The sequence below is a fragment of the Bradyrhizobium australafricanum genome, assembly GCF_020329495.1.
Lineage (GTDB): Bacteria > Pseudomonadota > Alphaproteobacteria > Rhizobiales > Xanthobacteraceae > Bradyrhizobium > Bradyrhizobium australafricanum.
Map to the genome: position 1 here is coordinate 89,308 of NZ_JAGKJL010000014.1, position 18,332 is coordinate 107,639.

General features: G+C 65.1%; 17 protein-coding genes. 8 read left to right on the forward strand and 9 right to left on the reverse strand.

Features of this window, described 5'->3' with window-relative positions; all coding sequences use genetic code 11:
• Positions 1 to 46: 46 nt before the first annotated feature.
• The 4 genes from mdh to J6525_RS15040 form a co-directional block, all read right to left on the reverse strand.
• Complete coding sequence (gene mdh / locus J6525_RS15025) at positions 47 to 1,015, reverse strand: malate dehydrogenase (protein WP_028336306.1); 969 nt, start codon at positions 1,013 to 1,015, stop codon at positions 47 to 49.
• Between the two features lie 223 nt (positions 1,016 to 1,238).
• A complete protein-coding gene (gene zapE / locus J6525_RS15030; protein WP_225645267.1) occupies positions 1,239 to 2,426 on the reverse strand; it encodes a cell division protein ZapE in 1,188 nt (395 codons plus the stop codon).
• Positions 2,427 to 2,648: 222 nt separating this feature from the next.
• Positions 2,649 to 3,185: an RNA 2',3'-cyclic phosphodiesterase gene (thpR, locus tag J6525_RS15035; protein ID WP_057020928.1), complete on the reverse strand. Its 537-nt coding sequence runs from the start codon at positions 3,183 to 3,185 to the stop codon at positions 2,649 to 2,651.
• Positions 3,186 to 3,351: 166 nt separating this feature from the next.
• The gene (locus tag J6525_RS15040) at positions 3,352 to 4,011 is read right to left on the reverse strand and encodes an arylesterase (protein WP_076834707.1); all 660 of its coding nucleotides are present in this window, start codon (positions 4,009 to 4,011) and stop codon (positions 3,352 to 3,354) included.
• 55 nt (positions 4,012 to 4,066) lie between these two features.
• On the opposite strand from J6525_RS15040, the gene J6525_RS15045 reads away from it, so the two are divergent.
• The 3 genes from J6525_RS15045 to J6525_RS15055 all read left to right on the forward strand — a co-directional run bounded on the left by J6525_RS15045 (position 4,067) and on the right by J6525_RS15055 (position 8,379).
• On the forward strand, positions 4,067 to 4,786 hold the full coding sequence (locus tag J6525_RS15045; RefSeq protein WP_028336302.1) for an ABC transporter ATP-binding protein: 720 nt from the start codon (positions 4,067 to 4,069) through the stop codon (positions 4,784 to 4,786).
• Entirely contained in the window at positions 4,783 to 7,353 is a 2,571-nt protein-coding gene (locus tag J6525_RS15050; RefSeq protein ID WP_225645268.1) for an ABC transporter permease, read from the forward strand. The genes J6525_RS15045 and J6525_RS15050 overlap by 4 nt, the downstream gene beginning before the upstream one ends.
• A 234-nt stretch (positions 7,354 to 7,587) precedes the next feature.
• A complete protein-coding gene (locus tag J6525_RS15055) occupies positions 7,588 to 8,379 on the forward strand; it encodes a Bax inhibitor-1/YccA family protein (protein ID WP_021078796.1) in 792 nt (263 codons plus the stop codon).
• A 221-nt stretch (positions 8,380 to 8,600) separates the two neighbouring features.
• On the opposite strand, the gene J6525_RS15060 is transcribed toward J6525_RS15055, so the two are convergent.
• From J6525_RS15060 to acnA, 3 genes are all read right to left on the reverse strand, one after another.
• Complete coding sequence (locus tag J6525_RS15060) at positions 8,601 to 8,972, reverse strand: DUF2794 domain-containing protein (protein ID WP_028340822.1); 372 nt, start codon at positions 8,970 to 8,972, stop codon at positions 8,601 to 8,603.
• Between the two features lie 547 nt (positions 8,973 to 9,519).
• Complete coding sequence (locus J6525_RS15065) at positions 9,520 to 10,281, reverse strand: DUF1223 domain-containing protein (protein ID WP_028336299.1); 762 nt, start codon at positions 10,279 to 10,281, stop codon at positions 9,520 to 9,522.
• Between the two features lie 226 nt (positions 10,282 to 10,507).
• Positions 10,508 to 13,228 (reverse strand): aconitate hydratase AcnA, encoded by a 2,721-nt coding sequence (gene acnA, locus J6525_RS15070; RefSeq protein ID WP_225645269.1) that lies wholly within the window; start codon positions 13,226 to 13,228, stop codon positions 10,508 to 10,510.
• A gap of 240 nt (positions 13,229 to 13,468) precedes the next feature.
• Here acnA and ccmA point away from each other — a divergent pair, with 240 nt between their 5' ends.
• From ccmA to J6525_RS15095, 5 genes are all read left to right on the forward strand, one after another.
• A complete protein-coding gene (gene ccmA / locus J6525_RS15075) occupies positions 13,469 to 14,071 on the forward strand; it encodes a heme ABC exporter ATP-binding protein CcmA (RefSeq protein WP_225645270.1) in 603 nt (200 codons plus the stop codon).
• Complete coding sequence (ccmB, locus tag J6525_RS15080) at positions 14,068 to 14,736, forward strand: heme exporter protein CcmB (protein WP_168857728.1); 669 nt, start codon at positions 14,068 to 14,070, stop codon at positions 14,734 to 14,736. The genes ccmA and ccmB overlap by 4 nt, the downstream gene beginning before the upstream one ends.
• 75 nt (positions 14,737 to 14,811) lie before the next feature.
• Entirely contained in the window at positions 14,812 to 15,600 is a 789-nt protein-coding gene (locus J6525_RS15085; protein WP_225645271.1) for a heme ABC transporter permease, read from the forward strand.
• A 4-nt stretch (positions 15,601 to 15,604) separates the two neighbouring features.
• Complete coding sequence (gene ccmD / locus J6525_RS15090; protein ID WP_092087034.1) at positions 15,605 to 15,784, forward strand: heme exporter protein CcmD; 180 nt, start codon at positions 15,605 to 15,607, stop codon at positions 15,782 to 15,784.
• Positions 15,781 to 16,374 (forward strand): DsbE family thiol:disulfide interchange protein, encoded by a 594-nt coding sequence (locus J6525_RS15095; protein WP_057020936.1) that lies wholly within the window; start codon positions 15,781 to 15,783, stop codon positions 16,372 to 16,374. The genes ccmD and J6525_RS15095 overlap by 4 nt, the downstream gene beginning before the upstream one ends.
• 219 nt (positions 16,375 to 16,593) lie before the next feature.
• Here J6525_RS15095 and J6525_RS15100 read toward each other — a convergent pair whose 3' ends face one another.
• Positions 16,594 to 17,196 (reverse strand): septation protein A, encoded by a 603-nt coding sequence (locus tag J6525_RS15100; RefSeq protein ID WP_038384708.1) that lies wholly within the window; start codon positions 17,194 to 17,196, stop codon positions 16,594 to 16,596.
• Positions 17,196 to 18,140 (reverse strand): signal recognition particle-docking protein FtsY, encoded by a 945-nt coding sequence (gene ftsY, locus J6525_RS15105; RefSeq protein ID WP_225645272.1) that lies wholly within the window; start codon positions 18,138 to 18,140, stop codon positions 17,196 to 17,198. The genes J6525_RS15100 and ftsY overlap by 1 nt, the downstream gene beginning before the upstream one ends.
• Positions 18,141 to 18,332 lie beyond the last annotated feature (192 nt).

An 18,332-nucleotide genomic window follows, 5' to 3' on the forward strand; every position in this document is an offset into this window, starting at 1 on the left:
CCCGACAGGCGATTGAAACCGCCTATCGGGCCATTGCCAATCGAGATTACTTGCCGAGCAGATCGGGCGCGATCTTCTTGCAGGCGTCGACCAGGCCCTGCACCGCACCGACCGACTTGTCGAAAGCCTCGCGGTCCTTGCCCGCCAGTTCGATCTCGACAATGCGCTCGACACCCTTGGCGCCGACCACGACCGGCACGCCGACATACATGTCCTTCACGCCGTACTCGCCGTTGAGATAGGCGGCGCAGGGCAGCACGCGCTTCTTGTCCTTCAGGTAGCTCTCGGCCATCGCGATCGCGGACGCAGCCGGCGCGTAGAAGGCGGAGCCAGTCTTGAGCAGGTTGACGATCTCGGCGCCGCCGTTGCGTGTGCGATCGACGATCTCATCGATGCGCGCCTGCGAGGTCCAGCCCATCTTGACGAGGTCGGGCAGCGGAATGCCGGCGACAGTCGAGTAGCGGGTCAGCGGCACCATGGTGTCGCCGTGGCCGCCGAGCACGAAGGCGGTGACGTCCTCGACCGAGACGTGGAATTCGTCGGCCAGGAAATAGCGGAAACGCGCGGAGTCGAGCACGCCGGCCATGCCGACCACCTTCTTGTGCGGCAGGCCCGAGGCCTTCTGCAGCGCCCACACCATGGCGTCGAGCGGGTTGGTGATGCAGATGACGAAGGCGTCGGGCGCGTACTTCTTGATGCCGGCGCCGACCTGCTCCATGACCTTGAGGTTGATGGAGAGGAGATCGTCGCGGCTCATGCCGGGCTTGCGCGGCACGCCGGCGGTGACGATGCAGACCTTGGCGCCATCGAGCGCTTCATAGGAATTGGCGCCGACCAGATTGGAATCGAAACCGTCGACCGGCGACGACTGCGCGATGTCGAGCGCTTTGCCCTGCGGCACGCCCTCGGCAATATCGAACAGCACGACGTCTCCGAGTTCCTTGAGGCCGACGAGGTGCGCCAGCGTTCCGCCGATCTGTCCGGAGCCAATCAGAGCAATCTTGTCGCGTGCCATGGGAAATCAGTCCTTTGAACTGTGTACGGGAGGGAGGGAAGTCGGTTGCAAGGGTGGTTATCCCTTTCGAATGATCCATTCAAGTCGCGGCCTGCCCGATTGCGGGCCCTGCCTGGAATTCGATCAGGCATGCCAGCAACATCCGCCGCGGAGACACGAAAAGTTGCTCCGAACCGGACCGCGCGCAAGACGGAATTTCGAGACGGAATTTCGCGGCTGAATTTCAGGTCTCGACCAGGCCGGTCGACGCGCCGCTCGCGGAGGAGTCCTTCCGGCCGTGCGGCAGCGCCAGGTAGGATTCCGAGCTCATTTCGATCAGGCGCGAGGATGTGCGCTTGAACTCCATCGCCTCGACGCCTTCGGTCGCAAGGTACAGCGACACCGGATCGGCCTCGGCCGAGGCCATCAGCTTCACGGCATTGTCATAGAGCGTGTCGATCAGCGAAATGAAACGCTTGGCGGCATTGCGCTCGGCGTAGTCCATCACCGGAATGTGGTCGATCAGGATAGTATGGTAGTCGTGCGCGAGCCTGAGATAGTCGGACGCGGCCAGCGGCTTCTCGCAGATGTCCATGAAGCTGAAGCGCGCGACGCCGTGCGCCGAGCAGGGCACGTTCAGGATGCGTCCCTTGATCGGAATGAGGCGCGCCTTGCACGGGGCATTGCCGGTCATCTTGCGCCAGGCCGCGTTGAGCGCGGCATCGGCGGCGTCATCCGCCGGCACCAACCACATCTTGACGCCGACAAGTTTCTCCAGCCGGAAGTCGGTGCGCGCATCGAGCCGCAACACGTCCATGTGGTCGGAGATCTGCGCAATGAACGGCAGGAACAGCGCGCGATTGAGCCCGCCCTTGTAGAGATCCTCAGGCGCAACGTTCGAGGTCGCGACCACGACGGTGCCGAGTTCGAACAGCTTTGCGAACAGCCGGCCGAGGATCATCGCATCGGCGATGTCGGTGACGTGAAATTCGTCGAAGCAGAGCAGCCAGGCTTCGTCGAAGATCGCCTGCGCGGTGAGCGCGATCACGTCGCCGTCCGCGATCTCACCGCGCGCGATCTGCTGACGGTAGCCGTAGATGCGCTCATGCGCCTCGGCCATGAATTCGTGGAAGTGCGCGCGGCGCTTGTGTTCGACCGGGCTCTGCTGGAAGAACAGATCCATCAGCATGGTCTTGCCGCGACCGACCTCGCCATGGACGTAGAGCCCGCGCAGCGGCTTGTCGTCCGTGTCGCCGCCGAACAGCCGCCCGAACAGGCCTTGCTTGCGCTGCGGCTTGTAGCTCGCGAGGCGCTCATCCAGCGCGCCGAATGCCTCGGCGGCGCGGGCCTGCGCGGGATCCGCCTCGATCGCGCCGGAGGCGACCAGGGACTTGTAGTGCTCGAGCAAGGAACTAGGCGAGGTGGACAGCATGAGCCCACCTTACGGCCCTAGTGCGCGGCAAATTGCAAGCCGTGAATTGTGCCAGTGGGGTATGCACTTTCCTCTCCCTCGCCCCGCTCTTGCGGGGAGAGGGCTGGGGTGAGGGGCTCTCACCACCCGACGCGCTCTATCGACGGACCCGCACCCCCTCACCCGGATCGCATCTTCGATGCGATCCGACCTCTCCCCGCAAGCGGGGCGAGGTGAAGAGGCTCACGCGCAGAGCGCGTAGGAATCCTCGACCACATAGGGGCCGCCGCCTGTCGACGCGCGCGACGAGAACAGCACGAAGCGGTCCGCCAGGAAGCTGCGGCTCGGGAAGTAGCCGCGCACGGACAGATAATCCGCGACGTCCTGGCTCGAAGCGTCATGCAGACGAGCGAGCGTGACATGTGGCGTGAATTTCCTGCCCTCGGGATCGAGCCCCATCCGCTGCATCATCCGCTCGAGCTCGGCCTGCAGTTCGATCAACGGCCGGCTCGGCTCGACGGCGGCAACCACCGCGCGCGGCTTGCGTCCGCCGAAGCTCGACAGGCCCTGCAATTTGACCTCGAACGGCTTGCGGTTTACCCGAAACAACATCGTCGCGATCTCGTTGGCCCACATGCCATCGATATCGCCGATGAAGCGTAGAGTGACGTGATAATTTTCGGGATCGATCCAGCGTGCGCCGGGAAGGCCGCCACGCAAGCTGGAGAGGGTTTGGCCGATATCGGCCGGAATTTCCAGTCCAGTGAACAGACGCGGCATCGCAATAATCCTCGATGCTTGGCGCGGGTTTTGGGAGCCCGCACCCTGTAACGGCCCGGCGACGAATCACCGATGCCTATTTGTACCCGAGATATGTGACTCTGCGAAGCATGACCCGTTAACAGCTCGTAAACCTACGGACACGGCACGGCTCACTGCCTGCGCTTCAACTGCGTTGCCCTGATATTGCGCCGAGAAATGCCTCCACTGTGGGCAGGATATTTTTCACAACGATGTCCACACCTGCTGCCGTCGGATGCATGCCGTCGGCCTGGTTGAGCTTCGCGTCGGCGGCAACCCCATCGAGGAAGAACGGATAGAGCGGCACGCCAAGGGTCTTCGAGAGATCCGGATAGATCGCGTTGAACTTCGCTGCGTACTCACTGCCATAGTTCGGTGGCGCGAGCATGCCGCACAAGAGCACGGCGATCTTGCGCGCCTGCAACTTTGTGATGATGTCGGAGAGCGCGGCACGCGTGACGGCGGGATCGATGCCGCGCAAGGCATCGTTGGCGCCGAGCTCGACAATCACCGCATCGGTTCCATCAGGCACCGACCAGTCGAGCCGCTCGCGGCCGCCCGAGGCGGTGTCGCCGGACACCCCGGCATTGCTCATCTCGACCTTTATCCCCTTGGCTTCCAACGCCTTTTGCAGCCGGATCGGGAATGCCGCCGGGCCCGGAAGGCCATACCCGGCGCTCAGGGAATCGCCCAGCACCACCATCTTGATCGGCTTCGCCGGGCCCTTCTCCGGGCCATTCTCCAGCCTTGGCGTCTGCGCGCTGGCCGCCGTCATCAAGCCCATAAGCAACACGAGTATGTGCACGAAGATTCTCAACCGGCCCTCGACCGCAGCCGCGGAAGTGCCATATGACCGAACCATGGACAGTCTCATCGAATCCTCTTCACTGACCGACGTCGAGCCGGACACCATTGCCGTCAGGAACGTCAATCTCTCGCTCGGCACCGGCGCGGCACGGGTCCATATCCTCAAAGATATCAGCCTTCGTGTGGCGGCGGGTGAGGCCATCGGCCTGATCGGCCCGTCGGGCTCGGGCAAGTCGACCTTGCTGATGGTAATGGCGGGGCTCGAACGTCCTGACAGTGGAGAAGTGGTCGTCAACGGCACCTCGTTCAATGCCCTCGACGAAGATGCGCTGGCGCGCTTCCGCGGCCGCCAGGTCGGCATCGTCTTCCAGTCATTCCATCTGATCCCGACCATGACGGCGCTGGAGAACGTGGCGGTGCCGCTTGAGCTCGCCGGCAATCCCGATGCCGCTGCGCGCGCCGCGCAGGAGCTGCAATCGGTCGGGCTCGGCGAGCGCCTGCATCATTATCCGACGCAACTCTCCGGCGGCGAGCAGCAGCGCGTCGCGATCGCGCGCGCGCTCGCGCCCGATCCCGCGATCCTCGTTGCCGACGAGCCGACCGGGAATCTCGACGAGACGACGGGCAAGCAGATCGTCGACCTGCTGTTCACCAAGCACGCCGAGCGCGGCATGACGCTGGTGCTGGTGACGCACGATCTCGCGCTCGCGCAGCGCTGCGACCGCGTCGTGCGGCTGCGCTCCGGCCGCATCGACGGACAATCCACGACATGAGCATCGCGTCCGAAGTCGCGGTGCAGGGCCGCGCGTCGTCGCTTGCCTTCCGTTATGCGCTGCGCGAATTGCGCGGCGGCCTGCGCGGCTTCTACGTGTTCATCGCCTGCATCGCGCTCGGCGTGATGGCGATTGCCGGCGTCGGCTCGGTCGCCGCGAGCCTTGGCGACGGCCTGTCCCGCGAGGGACGTACGCTGCTCGGCGGCGACGTCGCATTCTCGCTGATCTCGCGCGAGGCCAAACCCAACGAGGTCGCCTATCTGCGCACGCGCGGCGAGGTTTCGATCGCGGCCACGCTGCGCGCGATGGCCCGCAGCAATGACGGCAAGCTGGCGCTGGTCGAGCTGAAGGCCGTCGACGGCAAATATCCGATGCTCGGCGAGCTGACGCTCGAGCCGAACATGCCGGTCGCCGATCTGCTCGCCGAACGCGACGGCGTCTACGGCGCGGCCGCCGATTCGACGTTGCTGGCGCGGCTCGACCTGAAGCTCGGTGACCGCGTCACCATCGGCAGTGCGACCTATCAGATCCGCAGCGTGGTGGTGGCCGAGCCCGACAAGCTCGCCGGCGGCGTCGGCCTCGGCCCGCGCTTTCTGGTCAGCGAAGCCAGCCTGCACGCCACTGACCTGCTGCAACCGGGCAGCCTGGTGCGCTGGATCTACCGCGTGAAGCTGCCTGACGGCGCCAACGACGATCGCGCCACCACCGCGCTGATCGACGGTGCACGCAGCGCGGCGCCGGAGGCCGGCTGGGAGGTCCGCAGCCGCAGCAATGCCTCGCCGCAGCTTGAGCGCACCATCAACCGCTTCACCCAGTTCCTGACCCTGGTCGGCCTCGCGGCGCTGCTGGTCGGCGGTGTCGGCGTCGCCAACGCGGTGAAGAGCCATATCGACCGGCGCCGCGACGTCATCGCTTCGTTCAAGGCGCTCGGCGCCACCGGCCGCGACGTCTTCACGATCTACTGCACGCAGGTGGTGGTGCTGGCCGGGATCGGCTCGGTGATCGGGCTCGTGCTCGGCGCCGCGCTGCCCTTCGTCATCGTCGGCCTGTTCGGCAAGCTGCTGCCGCTGCCGGTAGTGCCCGCGCTGCATCCCGACGAACTCGCGCTGTCCTTCCTCTACGGCCAGCTCACCGCGCTGGCGTTCGGGCTGTGGCCGCTCGGCCGCGTCCATGACGTGCCGGTCGCCGCGCTGTTCCGCGAGACCGTCGCCAGCGAGTGGCATCGCCCGCGCTGGAGCTATCTGGCGCTGATGGCCGTGGTGATCGCGCTCCTGATCGGAGTCGCGATCGGGCTTGCCTATGACAAGCGGGTCGCCGCCGTGTTCGTCGCCTCGTCGATCGCGGTGTTCTTGCTGTTGCGCGGAATCGCCGAGCTCCTGATGGCGGTGGCGCGGCGGCTGCCGCGCAGCCGCATGACCATGCTGCGGCTCGCGATCGCCAACATCCACCGGCCGGGCGCGCTGACGCCGTCGGTGGTGCTGTCGCTGGGGCTCGGGCTCGCGGTGCTCGTCACCATCACCCAGATCGACGGCAATCTGCGCCGGCAATTCCTGGCCGCCCTGCCGGAGCGGGCGCCGTCATTCTTCTTCATCGACATCCCCTCCACCGAAGCCGACCGCTTCAATGCCTTCCTGGCCAAGGTCGCCGCCGGCTCGACCGTCGAGGACGTGCCGATGCTGCGCGGGCGCATCGTGGCCGCGCGCGGCGTCAAGGCCGACCAGCTCAAGCCGTCGGTCGATTCGGAATGGGTGCTGCAGAGCGACCGCGGCCTGACCTATACCGGCGAAATTCCCAAGGGCTCGAAGATCGTCGAAGGCGAATGGTGGGGGCCGGACTACAGCGGGCCACCGCTGGTCTCGATGGAGAAGAAGATCGCCGACGGCCTGTCGTTGAAGATCGGCGACGAGATCGTCGTCAACGTGCTCGGACGCGACGTGCCGGCGAAAATCGCCAACCTGCGCAACATCGACTGGCAGGGCCTCGGCATCAATTTCGTGCTGGTGTTCTCGCCGAATGCCTTCAGGGGTGCGCCGCACAGCCATGTCGCGACCCTGACGGAACCACACGCCGATTCCGCCGACGACGCGCGCATCATCAAGCAGGTCGCCGACGCGTTCCCGATGGTGACCAGCGTGCGGGTCCGCGAGGCGCTGGAGACGGTCGGCAGCGTGGTCAGCAATCTGGTGCTGGCGATCCGCGGCGCCAGCGCCGTGACGCTGATCTCCGCAATCCTGGTGCTCGGCGGCGCGCTCGCCGCCGGACACCGCCACCGCGTCTATGACGCCGTGATTCTCAAGACGCTCGGCGCCACGCGGGTGCGACTGCTCGGCGCCTACGCGCTGGAGTACCTGATGATCGGTTTTGCAACCGCGGTGTTCGGGGTGATCGCCGGCTCGATCGCGGCCTGGCTGATCGTGACTAGGCTGATGACGCTGAGTTTTATCTGGCAGGCCGGCAGCGCCGCGCTGGTCGTGGTCGCCGCGCTGGTCGTCACGGTCGGACTGGGGCTCGCCGGGACGCTGCTCGCGCTAAACCAGAAGCCGGCCTCAGTGTTGCGGAATTTGTGACAAAATGTAGCGGCGCGAGCGCCGTTTTTGCCTATGATGCTAGGGCAGAGCGACATTCGGCCGCGCGTGGAAGCTTGCGTCGGATGTGTTAATTTCCCACATACCAATCGGGTCGGATAGTCGGTTTGAATGACACGGAATTAATGTTCCGCAAACCGAGCCATCTGAGATAGATTTACGACCGGCGCCGCAAATCCCTTGCGCTCCACCGGGACCAACCACGGGAATTCGACCATGTCGGACCTAGACCGCAACTACGCTTCTCCTTTCGGCCGGGCCGCCGGGCGCATTGACGCTGCGGCCGTCGACGCCGGTCTGCGCGCCTACATGCTGCGCATCTACAACTACATGAGCATCGGCCTGGCCATCACCGGCCTCGCCGCGCTCGGCGTCTACATGGGTGCGGTGACGACCGACCAGTCGGCCGCCGTCGCCAAGTTCGGCAACGCCTATCTGACGCAGTTCGGCTACGCGATGTTCGTGAGCCCGCTGAAGTGGCTGTTCATCCTCGCCCCTCTGGCGATGGTGTTCGTCATCTCGGCCGGCATCAACCGCCTGCAGCCCGCGACCGCCCAACTCCTGTTCTGGGTGTTCTCGGCGCTGATGGGTCTGTCGCTGTCGTCGATCTTCCTGGTGTACACGCACACCTCGATCGTGCGCGTGTTCTTCATCACCGCGGCAACGTTCGGTGCACTGAGCCTCTACGGCTACACCACCAAGCGTGACATGAGCGGCATGGGCTCGTTCCTGTTCATGGGTCTGATCGGCATCATCATCGCGAGCCTGGTCAACCTGTTCCTGGCGAGCTCGGCGCTGCAGTTCATCGTGTCGGTGGTCGGCGTGCTGGTGTTCGCGGGCCTCACCGCCTGGGACACCCAGCGGCTGAAGAACGACTACATCTACGGCTACGCCTCGCAGGGTGGCGTGATGGCAGAGCGTGCGGCAATCACTGGTGCGCTGTCGCTCTACCTGAACTTCATCAACCTGTTCACGCTGCTCCTGCAGCTGCTCGGCCAGCGCGACTAAGCGCCTCGAGCGAGCCGATCAAATCCAAGCCCCGGCCATTCCGCCGGGGCTTTTCTTTTGGGCGAGGCGAGATGTGATGTCGCCCGGATGAAGCGCAAGCGAAATCCGGGACAGGCTCATCCGCGGCTTCAACGGCCCCGGATTGAGCGGAGCCTGCCATCGAGCGCGTTCGCGCGACCCGTTGGCTCCATCCGGGCTACAAGCAGACTGACCTGACGCGCTTAGACCAGCGACAGCTTGCGGTCGATCACGAACAGCACGCGTTCCAATTCATGGCCGCGGCGCAGGATCAGGCCGGTCGCGGAAATCACGCTGTACATGCCCTGCTTGCGCGCAAGCCGGGGGTCCTTCTCGATCCGGTAGATCGGCACTTCCGACGCGCGCCGGAACACCGAGAACACGGCACGGTCCTTCAGGAAGTCGATCGCATAATCGCGCCACTCGCCGTCGGCGACCATGCGGCCGTAGAGATTGAGAATGCGGTTGAGTTCAAGTCGATTGAAAGTCACGCGATTGGGCTGAGGGGTCGCGGCGGCGGTGCGCGCCGCGGCACGACTCCCGCTCGGATCGGTGTCCTCCGAGATCAAACTCATCGAGCGCCTCCTGTCACCTCGGCAACGATCGGGTTCCGAAGGCCCCTCTTCGGGATCGTCACGAGAGTGACATGATCGCGCTAAGCGAGCGTGCCCGCAAGGGGCCAATCGCAATGCAACCGGGCCTTAACCACGGCCGCGCGCGGCGGATTGTCCGGAAAACCGCAGAGTCACGGGAACGTTAGCGGAATCATATTGCTGCCCCACTTCCGCCCATCGCCCGCCCCGCTGCCCTGCGAAAAGGAAATCCTGCGTTGGCCCGGTCCTTTCGGTTCCGGATTCCTCAGCCCCCAGCCCCCCGGGGCCGTCGGGATCGGGCCTGTTCGCAGGGGAGTTAAATCCCAACACTGGGCCAACGAAAGTTGGTCCTTTTTGTTTTTGGGACCTGCGCAAGCGAGACGCGCGCAAAACCCCGGCGCTTTCCTTTCGGCAAATCACTGAATGCAGGTTCGTCGCCATGCGCGGCTGCACGACAACATGCGTGCGGTCCAACGGCGCGCCACGGGCGGAAGCCGGCCGGCGCATCGCGCCGTACCGCAGCAAGGCTCTAGTGAAGCGAGGTGAAGGCAGCGCCGAGCATCGGGCCCGGCTTGTCGCGGTTGCCGTCCTGAACGTACACCGCCGCAGCATCGACGCCGTCACGCGTGATGTTCTCCAGCGGCACGGTCCAACTCCCGGACGAACCGTTCCAGTCACCGACCTTGAGGAGATTGCGCACCACGTTGTGGTAGGTGATCTCGCGGCCGCGGTTCTCGCCGCGCGCGATCGAAATCGGCACCGACTTGGAGATCGAGCAGATCCAGACCTCGCCGCGCGACACTGCGGGCGATTTCGATGCGGCGACCGACACGTTGATCTGCTTGCCGGTCAACGTCATCGTCACCGGCACCGACATCACGCTGCCGCCCTTCTCGGTGTCCTTGATCGCGCTCTCGATGCTGGCGCGGTCGCTGCCGATCACATGCGCGGAGCCATTGATCACGGCCTGCGGCGTGTAGACGTCGCGGTCGCCACGCACATGCGAATAGGCCTTCTGGCGCGCGCTGAAACGGGAATCGGCCAGCGTGTCCTTCCAGCCGAGATAGTCCCAATAGTCGATCGGCATGCTCAGCGCGATGACGTTGGGGTCCTTCGCGAGATCACCGATGATCTTGTCCGCGGGCGGACAGGACGAGCATCCCTGCGAGGTGAAGAGTTCGACGACGGCACGCGGATCGGCGTGGGCGGGGCGGATGATCGCGACGATTGCACAGATACCAAGGGCGCTCGACCATCGCGAGATACAGTTATAGGCCATCATCGCTGTCATACTGCGAACCAGTCGTGATGATTTCCATCCGTAATTGTACGGAGCATGAAGTCTGTCCCTGAACTTGCGTGCCCCAAAACGCGAGAAAGCGGCCTTTTCATAGGCCGCCTTCTTTTTAGCCGCTACTCACTAAGCAGTGAGGCACCGATCACAAATCCGCGTTGGAGCATGGCCCGGAAAAGTGTGAAGCGGTTTTCCGGACAGACCACGCTCAAACAAAGGGGCCTTAGGCCGCCAGTTTGCGCAGCACATAATGCAGGATGCCGCCGTTGCGATAGTAGTCGAGCTCGTCCAGCGTATCGATGCGGCAGAGCAGCGGGACATCCTTTTTGCCGCCGTCAGCGGAGACGATCTCGGCCGTCAGCGTCTGGCGCGGCTTCAGATCGCCCTGCAGCCCGCGGATCGTGACCTTCTCGTCGCCCTTCAGGCCGAGCGAGGACCACGACGTGCCGTCCTGGAAGGTGAGCGGAAGCACACCCATGCCGACCAGGTTGGAGCGATGGATGCGCTCGAAGCTCTGGCAGATCACGGCGCGCACGCCGAGCAGGCGGGTGCCCTTCGCGGCCCAGTCGCGCGACGAGCCGTTGCCGTATTCGGCGCCGGCGAACACCACCAGCGGCACGCTCTCCTGCTGGTACTTCATCGCGGCGTCGTAGATCGACATCTGCTCGCCGTCGGGCCAGTGCCTGGTCAAACCGCCTTCCGGAATATTGCCGTCCGCACCCTTCAGCATGAAGTTCTTGATGCGGATGTTGGCGAAGGTGCCGCGCATCATCACTTCATGGTTGCCGCGCCGCGTGCCGTACTGGTTGAAGTCGGCGGGACGCACCTGGTGGTCGCTGAGGAACTTGCCGGCGGGCGAGGTCAGCTTGATCGAACCGGCCGGCGAGATGTGGTCGGTGGTGATCTTGTCGCCGAACATCGCGAGGATGCGGGCGTCGACCACGTCGGTGACCGGATCGGGCTGCTTCTTCATGCCTTCGAAATAGGGCGGGTTCTGCACATAGGTCGAGCTCATGTTCCAGCGATAGGTCTCGCTTTCCGTGGTCTTGATCTTGCGCCAGTTGGTATCGCCCTTGAACACGTCGGCGTACTTCTTCTTGAAGATCGTCGCGGTGACGTACTTCTTCATGAAGGCATTGATCTCCTTGGCGGTCGGCCAGATGTCCTTGAGGAACACCGGCTTGCCGTCCTTGCCGATGCCAAGCGGCTCAACCGCGAGATCCTTGGTCACGGTGCCGGCGAGCGCATGCGCGACGACGAGCGGCGGCGAGGCGAGGTAGTTCGCCTGCACGTCGGGCGAGACGCGGCCTTCGAAGTTGCGGTTACCCGACAGCACGGCGGCGGCGACGATGCCGTTTTCGTTGATTGACTTCGAGATGTCTTCCGGCAGCGGGCCGGAATTGCCGATGCAGGTCGTGCAGCCGAAGCCGACGAGGTTGAAGCCGACCTTGTCGAGATCGGCCTGCAGGCCGGAATTGGCGAGATACTCCGCCACCACCTGGCTGCCCGGCGCGAGCGAGGTCTTCACCCACGGCTTGGCCTTGAGGCCCTTGGCGGCCGCCTTGCGCGCCAGCAGGCCGGCGCCGATCAGCACGCTCGGATTCGAGGTGTTGGTGCAGGAGGTGATCGCCGCGATCACGACGTCGCCATGGCCGAGATCGAAGTCACGGCCCTCGACCGCATAACGCTTCTGCTCGCCCTCGGGCTTCTTGTATTCGCCGACCAGCGCGGTCGCGAAACCGGTCGACACCGCCGGCAGCGCGATGCGGCCTTCGGGGCGTTTCGGCCCGGCCATCGACGGCACGACGTCGCCGAGGTCGAGCGTCAGCGTGGTGGTGAACACCGGGTCAGTCGACTTGGCGGTACGGAACAGGCCCTGCGCCTTGGCGTAGGACTGCACCAGCTTGACGCGATCGGCCTTGCGGCCCGAGGTCTTCAGGTAATCGATGGTCGCGGCGTCGACCGGGAAGAAGCCGCAGGTCGCGCCATACTCGGGCGCCATGTTGCCGATGGTCGCCTTGTCCGCGACCGAGAGATAGTCGAGGCCCGGGCCGAAGAACTCGACGAACTTGCCGACCACGCCGAGCTTGCGCAGCATCTGGGTGACGGTCAGCACGAGGTCGGTCGCGGTGACGCCTTCCTTGAGCTGGCCCTTGAGCTTGAAGCCGACCACTTCGGGCAGCAGCATCGACAGCGGCTGGCCGAGCATGCAGGCCTCCGCCTCGATGCCGCCGACGCCCCAGCCGAGCACGGCGAGGCCGTTGACCATCGTGGTGTGCGAGTCGGTGCCGACCAGCGAGTCGGGATAGGCGACCTCGAAGGTGCCGGTCTTCCGGCCGACCGTCATCTTCTCCTTCTTGGTCCACACCGTCTGCGCGAGATATTCGAGGTTGACCTGGTGGCAGATGCCGGTGCCGGGCGGCACCACCGAGAAGTTCGAGAACGCCTTCTGGCCCCACTTCAGGAACTCGTAGCGCTCCTGGTTCTGCTTGTATTCCTCGGTGACGTTCTTCGCGAACGCCTTGTTGTCACCGAAGAAGTTGACGATCACCGAGTGGTCGATGACGAGATCGACCGGCACCAGCGGGTTGATCTTCTCGGCATCGCCGCCGAGGTTCTGCATCGCGTTGCGCATCGCCGCGAGGTCGACCACGGCCGGGACGCCGGTGAAATCCTGCATCAGGACGCGCGCCGGGCGGAACGCGATTTCGTGCTCGAGCTGGCGCTTCTTCAGCCACTTCGACACCGCAACGATGTCTTCCTTCTTGACGGTGCGGCCGTCCTCGTTGCGCAGCAGGTTCTCCAGCAGAACCTTCATCGAATACGGCAGCTTCGAAATCCCCTTCAGTCCGTTCTTCTCTGCCTGGGGCAGGCTGTAATAGACGTAGGACTTGCCGCCGACCTTCAGGGTCTTGCGGCATTTGAAGCTGTCGAGCGAGGTCATGCGAGGAATCCCAATTCTCAGTTATACCCGGCAAGGGTAACTAAACACCGGCGATCGACACTGGCCAAGGGATGGCCTGGGGTGGGTTGCGGCCGCCGATTGTGTGTGCTGCATCAAGTTCCGGGCTTATAGAACCTTTCTAGAAGCGCCGCCACACCGACAAGCGTGCGACAGCGTTGCGCGACCCAAAAATTCTCACGCGGTAGCGAAAGATTTCAGAGGGCTGTGACAAGACGAACCATGCGGCTCTCGGGACGAAATCTGAAATGCGTGCGCGGCGGACGCGAGGTGTTTTCCGGCCTTGATCTGTCGGCCACCACCGGCGAGGCGCTCGCCATCACCGGCCCCAACGGCGCCGGCAAGACCTCGCTGCTGCGCGTCCTCGCCGGGCTATTGGTTCCCGCCGAGGGTGTGGTCGCGCTCGAAGGCGGCGACGCCGAGCTCAGCCTGCCTGAGCAGGCCCACTATCTCGGCCACCGCGACGCCCTGAAGCCGGCGCTGAGCGTTGCGGAAAATCTGTCCTTCTGGCGGGAATTTCTCGGCGGCGAGACCAAGGATGCCGGGCAGTGCCTTGCCGCCGTGGCGCTCGACCACGCCGCGCATCTGCCGGCGGCCTATCTTTCCGCCGGCCAGCGCCGCCGCCTGTCGATCGCGCGCCTGCTCTCGGTGCGGCGGCCGGTGTGGCTGCTGGACGAGCCGACATCGGCGCTCGATGCGGCGGGACAGGCGCTGTTCGTCGACCTGATGCGCGACCATCTCGCCGGCGGCGGGCTTATTGTCGCGGCGACGCACCTTCCGCTCGGCATCGATGCGCGTGATCTGCGGATGGGAGGCGCGGCATGAGCGCGCTTGGCGCCTTGATCCGGCGCGACATCCGCATCGCGCTGCGCGTCGGCGGCGGCGCGCTGATCGGCGTGCTGTTCTTCCTTACCGTCACGGTGCTGATGCCGTTCGCGGTGGGCCCGGATCTCGCGCTGCTGTCGCGGCTCGGTCCCGCCATCCTCTGGCTCGGCGCGTTGCTGGCGAGCCTGCTCACGCTCGACCGCCTGTTCACGGCCGACCACGAGGACGGCTCGCTCGACCTCATCGTGATGAGCCGGACGCCGCTGGAACTCGCCTGCGCCGCCAAGGCGCTGGCGCATTGGCTCGCCGCTGGCCTGCCGCTGATCATCGCAACCCCGGTGCTCGGCCTGCTGCTCAATCTCGACGGCACGGCGACGCTCGCGGTCGCGGCGACGCTGCTGGCGGGAACACCGGCGCTGACCTTCACCGGCATGATCGGCGCGGCCCTGGCGGTGACGCTGCATCGCGGCGGGCTATTGCTGGCGGTGCTGGTGCTGCCGCTGTCGATCCCGGTGCTGATCTTCGGGGTTGCGGCCTCGCAGGCGGCGATATCGGGCCCCCTGCCCTTTGGAACACCATTCTCGATCCTCTGCGCGCTGTCACTTGCCAGCCTCGTGATCGGCCCCTTTGCCGCCGCCGCGAGCCTGCGGCACGGGCTGGACTGAAATGAGCCCGATCAAATCTCGCCGGGAGGAGATCGGCCGATTGCCTGCGACACATCGGACGATTATCAGGGTGCCATGACGCTGACCGACCTCGCCAATCCGACCAAGTTTCTGGCGCTGACCGCGCGCATGCTGCCGTGGCTCGCGGGCGTGACCGCGATCCTGCTCGCGATCGGGCTCTACCAGTCGGCGATGGCGCCCGACGACTACCAGCAGGGCGCGACGGTGAAGATCATGTTCATCCACGTGCCGAATGCGTGGCTGTCGATGTTCGTCTGGGGCGTCATGAGCGTGGCCGCGCTCGGCACCCTGGTGTGGCGGCATCCGCTCGCCGACGTCGCCGCGAAAGCCGCAACTCCGATCGGTGCCGCCTTCACCTTCCTTGCGCTCGTCACCGGCTCGCTGTGGGGCCGGCCGATGTGGGGCACCTATTGGGAGTGGGATGCGCGCCTGACCTCGGTCTTGATCCTGTTCCTGATGTATCTCGGCCTGATGGCGCTGTGGCGCGCGGTGGAGGACCCGTCGCGTGCGGCGCGGGCGGCGGCGGTGCTCACGCTGGTGGGCGCGATCAACATCCCGATCATCAAGTTCTCGGTCGACTGGTGGAACACGCTGCATCAGCCGGCCTCGGTGTTTCGCGCGGGCGGTCCGACGCTCGACAAGGCGTTCCTGTGGCCGCTGCTGGTGATGGCGATCGCGTTCTCGCTGCTGTTCATCACCTTGCACCTGGCGGCGATGCGCAACGAGATCCTGCGCCGGCGCGTGCGCAGCCTGCAGATGATGCAGGCCAGCCGCGTCTCGTTCAGAAGCGAGACGGGCGGCGGTTCGCAAGCAACCGCGTCAAACGAAATTGGAGCGGCGTGACACGATGGCGCTTGGTCCCTACGCCTCCTTCATCGTGACGTCTTACGCGCTGGTCGCGGCGGTCGTGCTGCTGTTGATCGTCTGGATCATCGCCGACTATCGCCGGCAACAGGCGCGCCTCAGGGAGATCGAGGCCAGCGGCGTGACGCGCCGCTCCGGCCGCAGCGCGGCGGATATAGGATGAGCGATCAGGCGACCAACAGCCCGCCGCAAGCACGCCGCCTGCTGGTGGTGCTGCCGCTGCTGATCTTCCTCGGCCTCGCCGGGCTGTTCCTGCTGCGGCTCTATGGCGGCGATCCCTCGAAAATCCCGTCGGCGCTGATCGGCCGGCCGGCGCCGCAGACCGCCCTGCCCGCGCTCGACGGCCTGGTGCGGGACGGCGCGCCTGTCCCCGGTCTCGATCCCGCCGCCTTCAAGGGCAAGGTCTCGGTCGTCAATGTCTGGGCGTCGTGGTGCGTGCCTTGTCACGACGAGGCGCCGCTGCTGACCGAGCTCGGCAAGGACAAGCGCTTCCAGATCATCGGCATCAACTACAAGGACTCGCCCGAGAATGCGCGGCGCTTCCTCGGCCGCTACGGCAATCCGTTCGGCATCGTCGGCGTCGACGGCAACGGCCGCGCCTCGATCGAATGGGGCGTTTATGGCGTGCCCGAGACCTTCCTGGTCGGGCGCGAGGGCACCATCGTCTACAAGCTGGTCGGCCCGGTGACGCCGGACAACGTCAACCGCGTGCTCAAGGCCGAGATCGAGAAGGCGCTCGCGGCGGGCAGTTGATAGCCGTTACTTGCGCTCACCTCTCCCCGTCCTTTACGGCGAGAGGTCGAAATTCGCGCGAAGCGGGAATTTCGGGTGAGGGGCTTTGGACGGTGTTTGTCACAAACTCCGAGCCTATCCGTGGAGAGACCCCTCACCCCAACCCTCTCTCCGCATCCGCCTTCGCCCGAAGGCGGGCTTCGGCGGACAAGAGAGCGGGGCGAGGGAGCAGAGCGCTGATCACCCCTTCCGCACGTCGCCCGCGTCGGCTTCGCTCGCCTCCAGCGAAACCGGCTCGAGGTGATAGCGCTTGGTCAGCGGCATCTGGGCGATGGCGAAGATCATGGTCAGCGGCGTCACGCCGAACACCTTGAAGTTCACCCAGAAATCGGTGGTCTGCGTGCGCCAGACAAGCTCGTTGAGCACCGCCATGCCGGCGAAGAACAGCGCCCAGCGCATGGTGAGGATACGCCAGCCCTGCGGCGTCAGGTTGAACACCTGGTCGAACATGATGGCGATGAAGGACCGGCCGAACAGGAGCCCGCCGCCGAGCACGGCCGCGAACAGCCCGTAGATGATGGTCGGCTTGACCTTGATGAAGGTCTCGTCGTGCAGCACCAGCGTCAGCGTGCCGAACACCAGCACGATCGCGCCGGTCACCAGCGCCATAATCGGCACGTGCCTGGTCACCACATAGGATGCGATCATTGCGGCCACGATCGCCACCATGAACGCGCCGGTCGCGACGAACAGATGGTACTTGGCGTTGGCGATAAAGAACACGAGCAGTGGCCCGAGTTCGGTCGCCAGCTTGAACAGCGGATGCGGCTGGGTCTTGTCCATCAATCGATTCCGGCAATTGCCTTGGCAAAATCCTTCGCCGCGAAGGGCGCGAGGTCCTCGACGCCTTCGCCGACGCCGATGAAATGCACCGGCAGCTTGTGCTTCTCCGACAACGCGACAAGGATGCCGCCGCGCGCCGTGCCGTCAAGCTTGGTCATCACGAGCCCCGTGACGCCTGCCGTACGATGAAACGCCTCGACTTGCGACAACGCATTTTGTCCCACCGTGGCGTCGAGCACGAGCAGCACCGCGTGCGGCGCCGACGTATCGACCTTCCTGATGACGCGCACGACCTTCTCGAGCTCGTTCATCAGCTCGGATTTGTTCTGCAGGCGGCCGGCGGTGTCGATCAGCAGCACGTCGCGCGCCTGCTCCTTGGCCGCGGTCAGCGCGCTGAAGGCAAGGCTCGCCGAATCCGAGCCCTGGGCGCCTGATATGACCGGCGACTTGGTGCGCTCGCCCCAGACCTTGAGCTGCTCGATCGCCGCGGCGCGGAAGGTGTCGCCGGCGGCCAGCATGACCTTGCGACCCTCGGCGGAGAATTTCGCGGCCAGCTTGCCGATCGTCGTGGTTTTGCCGGAGCCGTTGACGCCGACCACCAGGATGACGAACGGCTGCTTCGCGGCATCGATCTCGAGCGGCTTCGCCACCGGCGACAGCACCTTCTCGACCTCGGTCGCGACCACCTCCTTGACCTCGTCGGCCGAGATCGCCTTGTCGTAGCGCCCCTTGCCGACAGCCTCCGCAATGCGGACCGCGACATCGGTACCGAGATCGGCGCGCAACAGCACATCCTCGATGTCATCGAGCATGGCCGAATCGAGCTTGCGCTTGGTGACGAGGTCGGCGACCGCGGTCCCGATCGAACTCGAGGTCCGCTTCAGGCCGCCCTTCAGCCGCTGCCACCAGCTCTGTTTTGGAGTTCCCGCAGTGGTATCGTTCATGTCTAGTGTCCGGCTCTAACATTCGCATCCCGTTGCGGCTAGCTCTGTTGCGAATGTTAGAGCCGAGGGACACTAGAGAATTTTGATTCTGGTGCGGCTTTTCGGATTTGACATTCGCTCGCCGGTGCGTGGAAACAAGAAGCGAATGTCAAATCCGCCGCGCCAGGGACGTGTTAGCCGTTTCGGCCCATA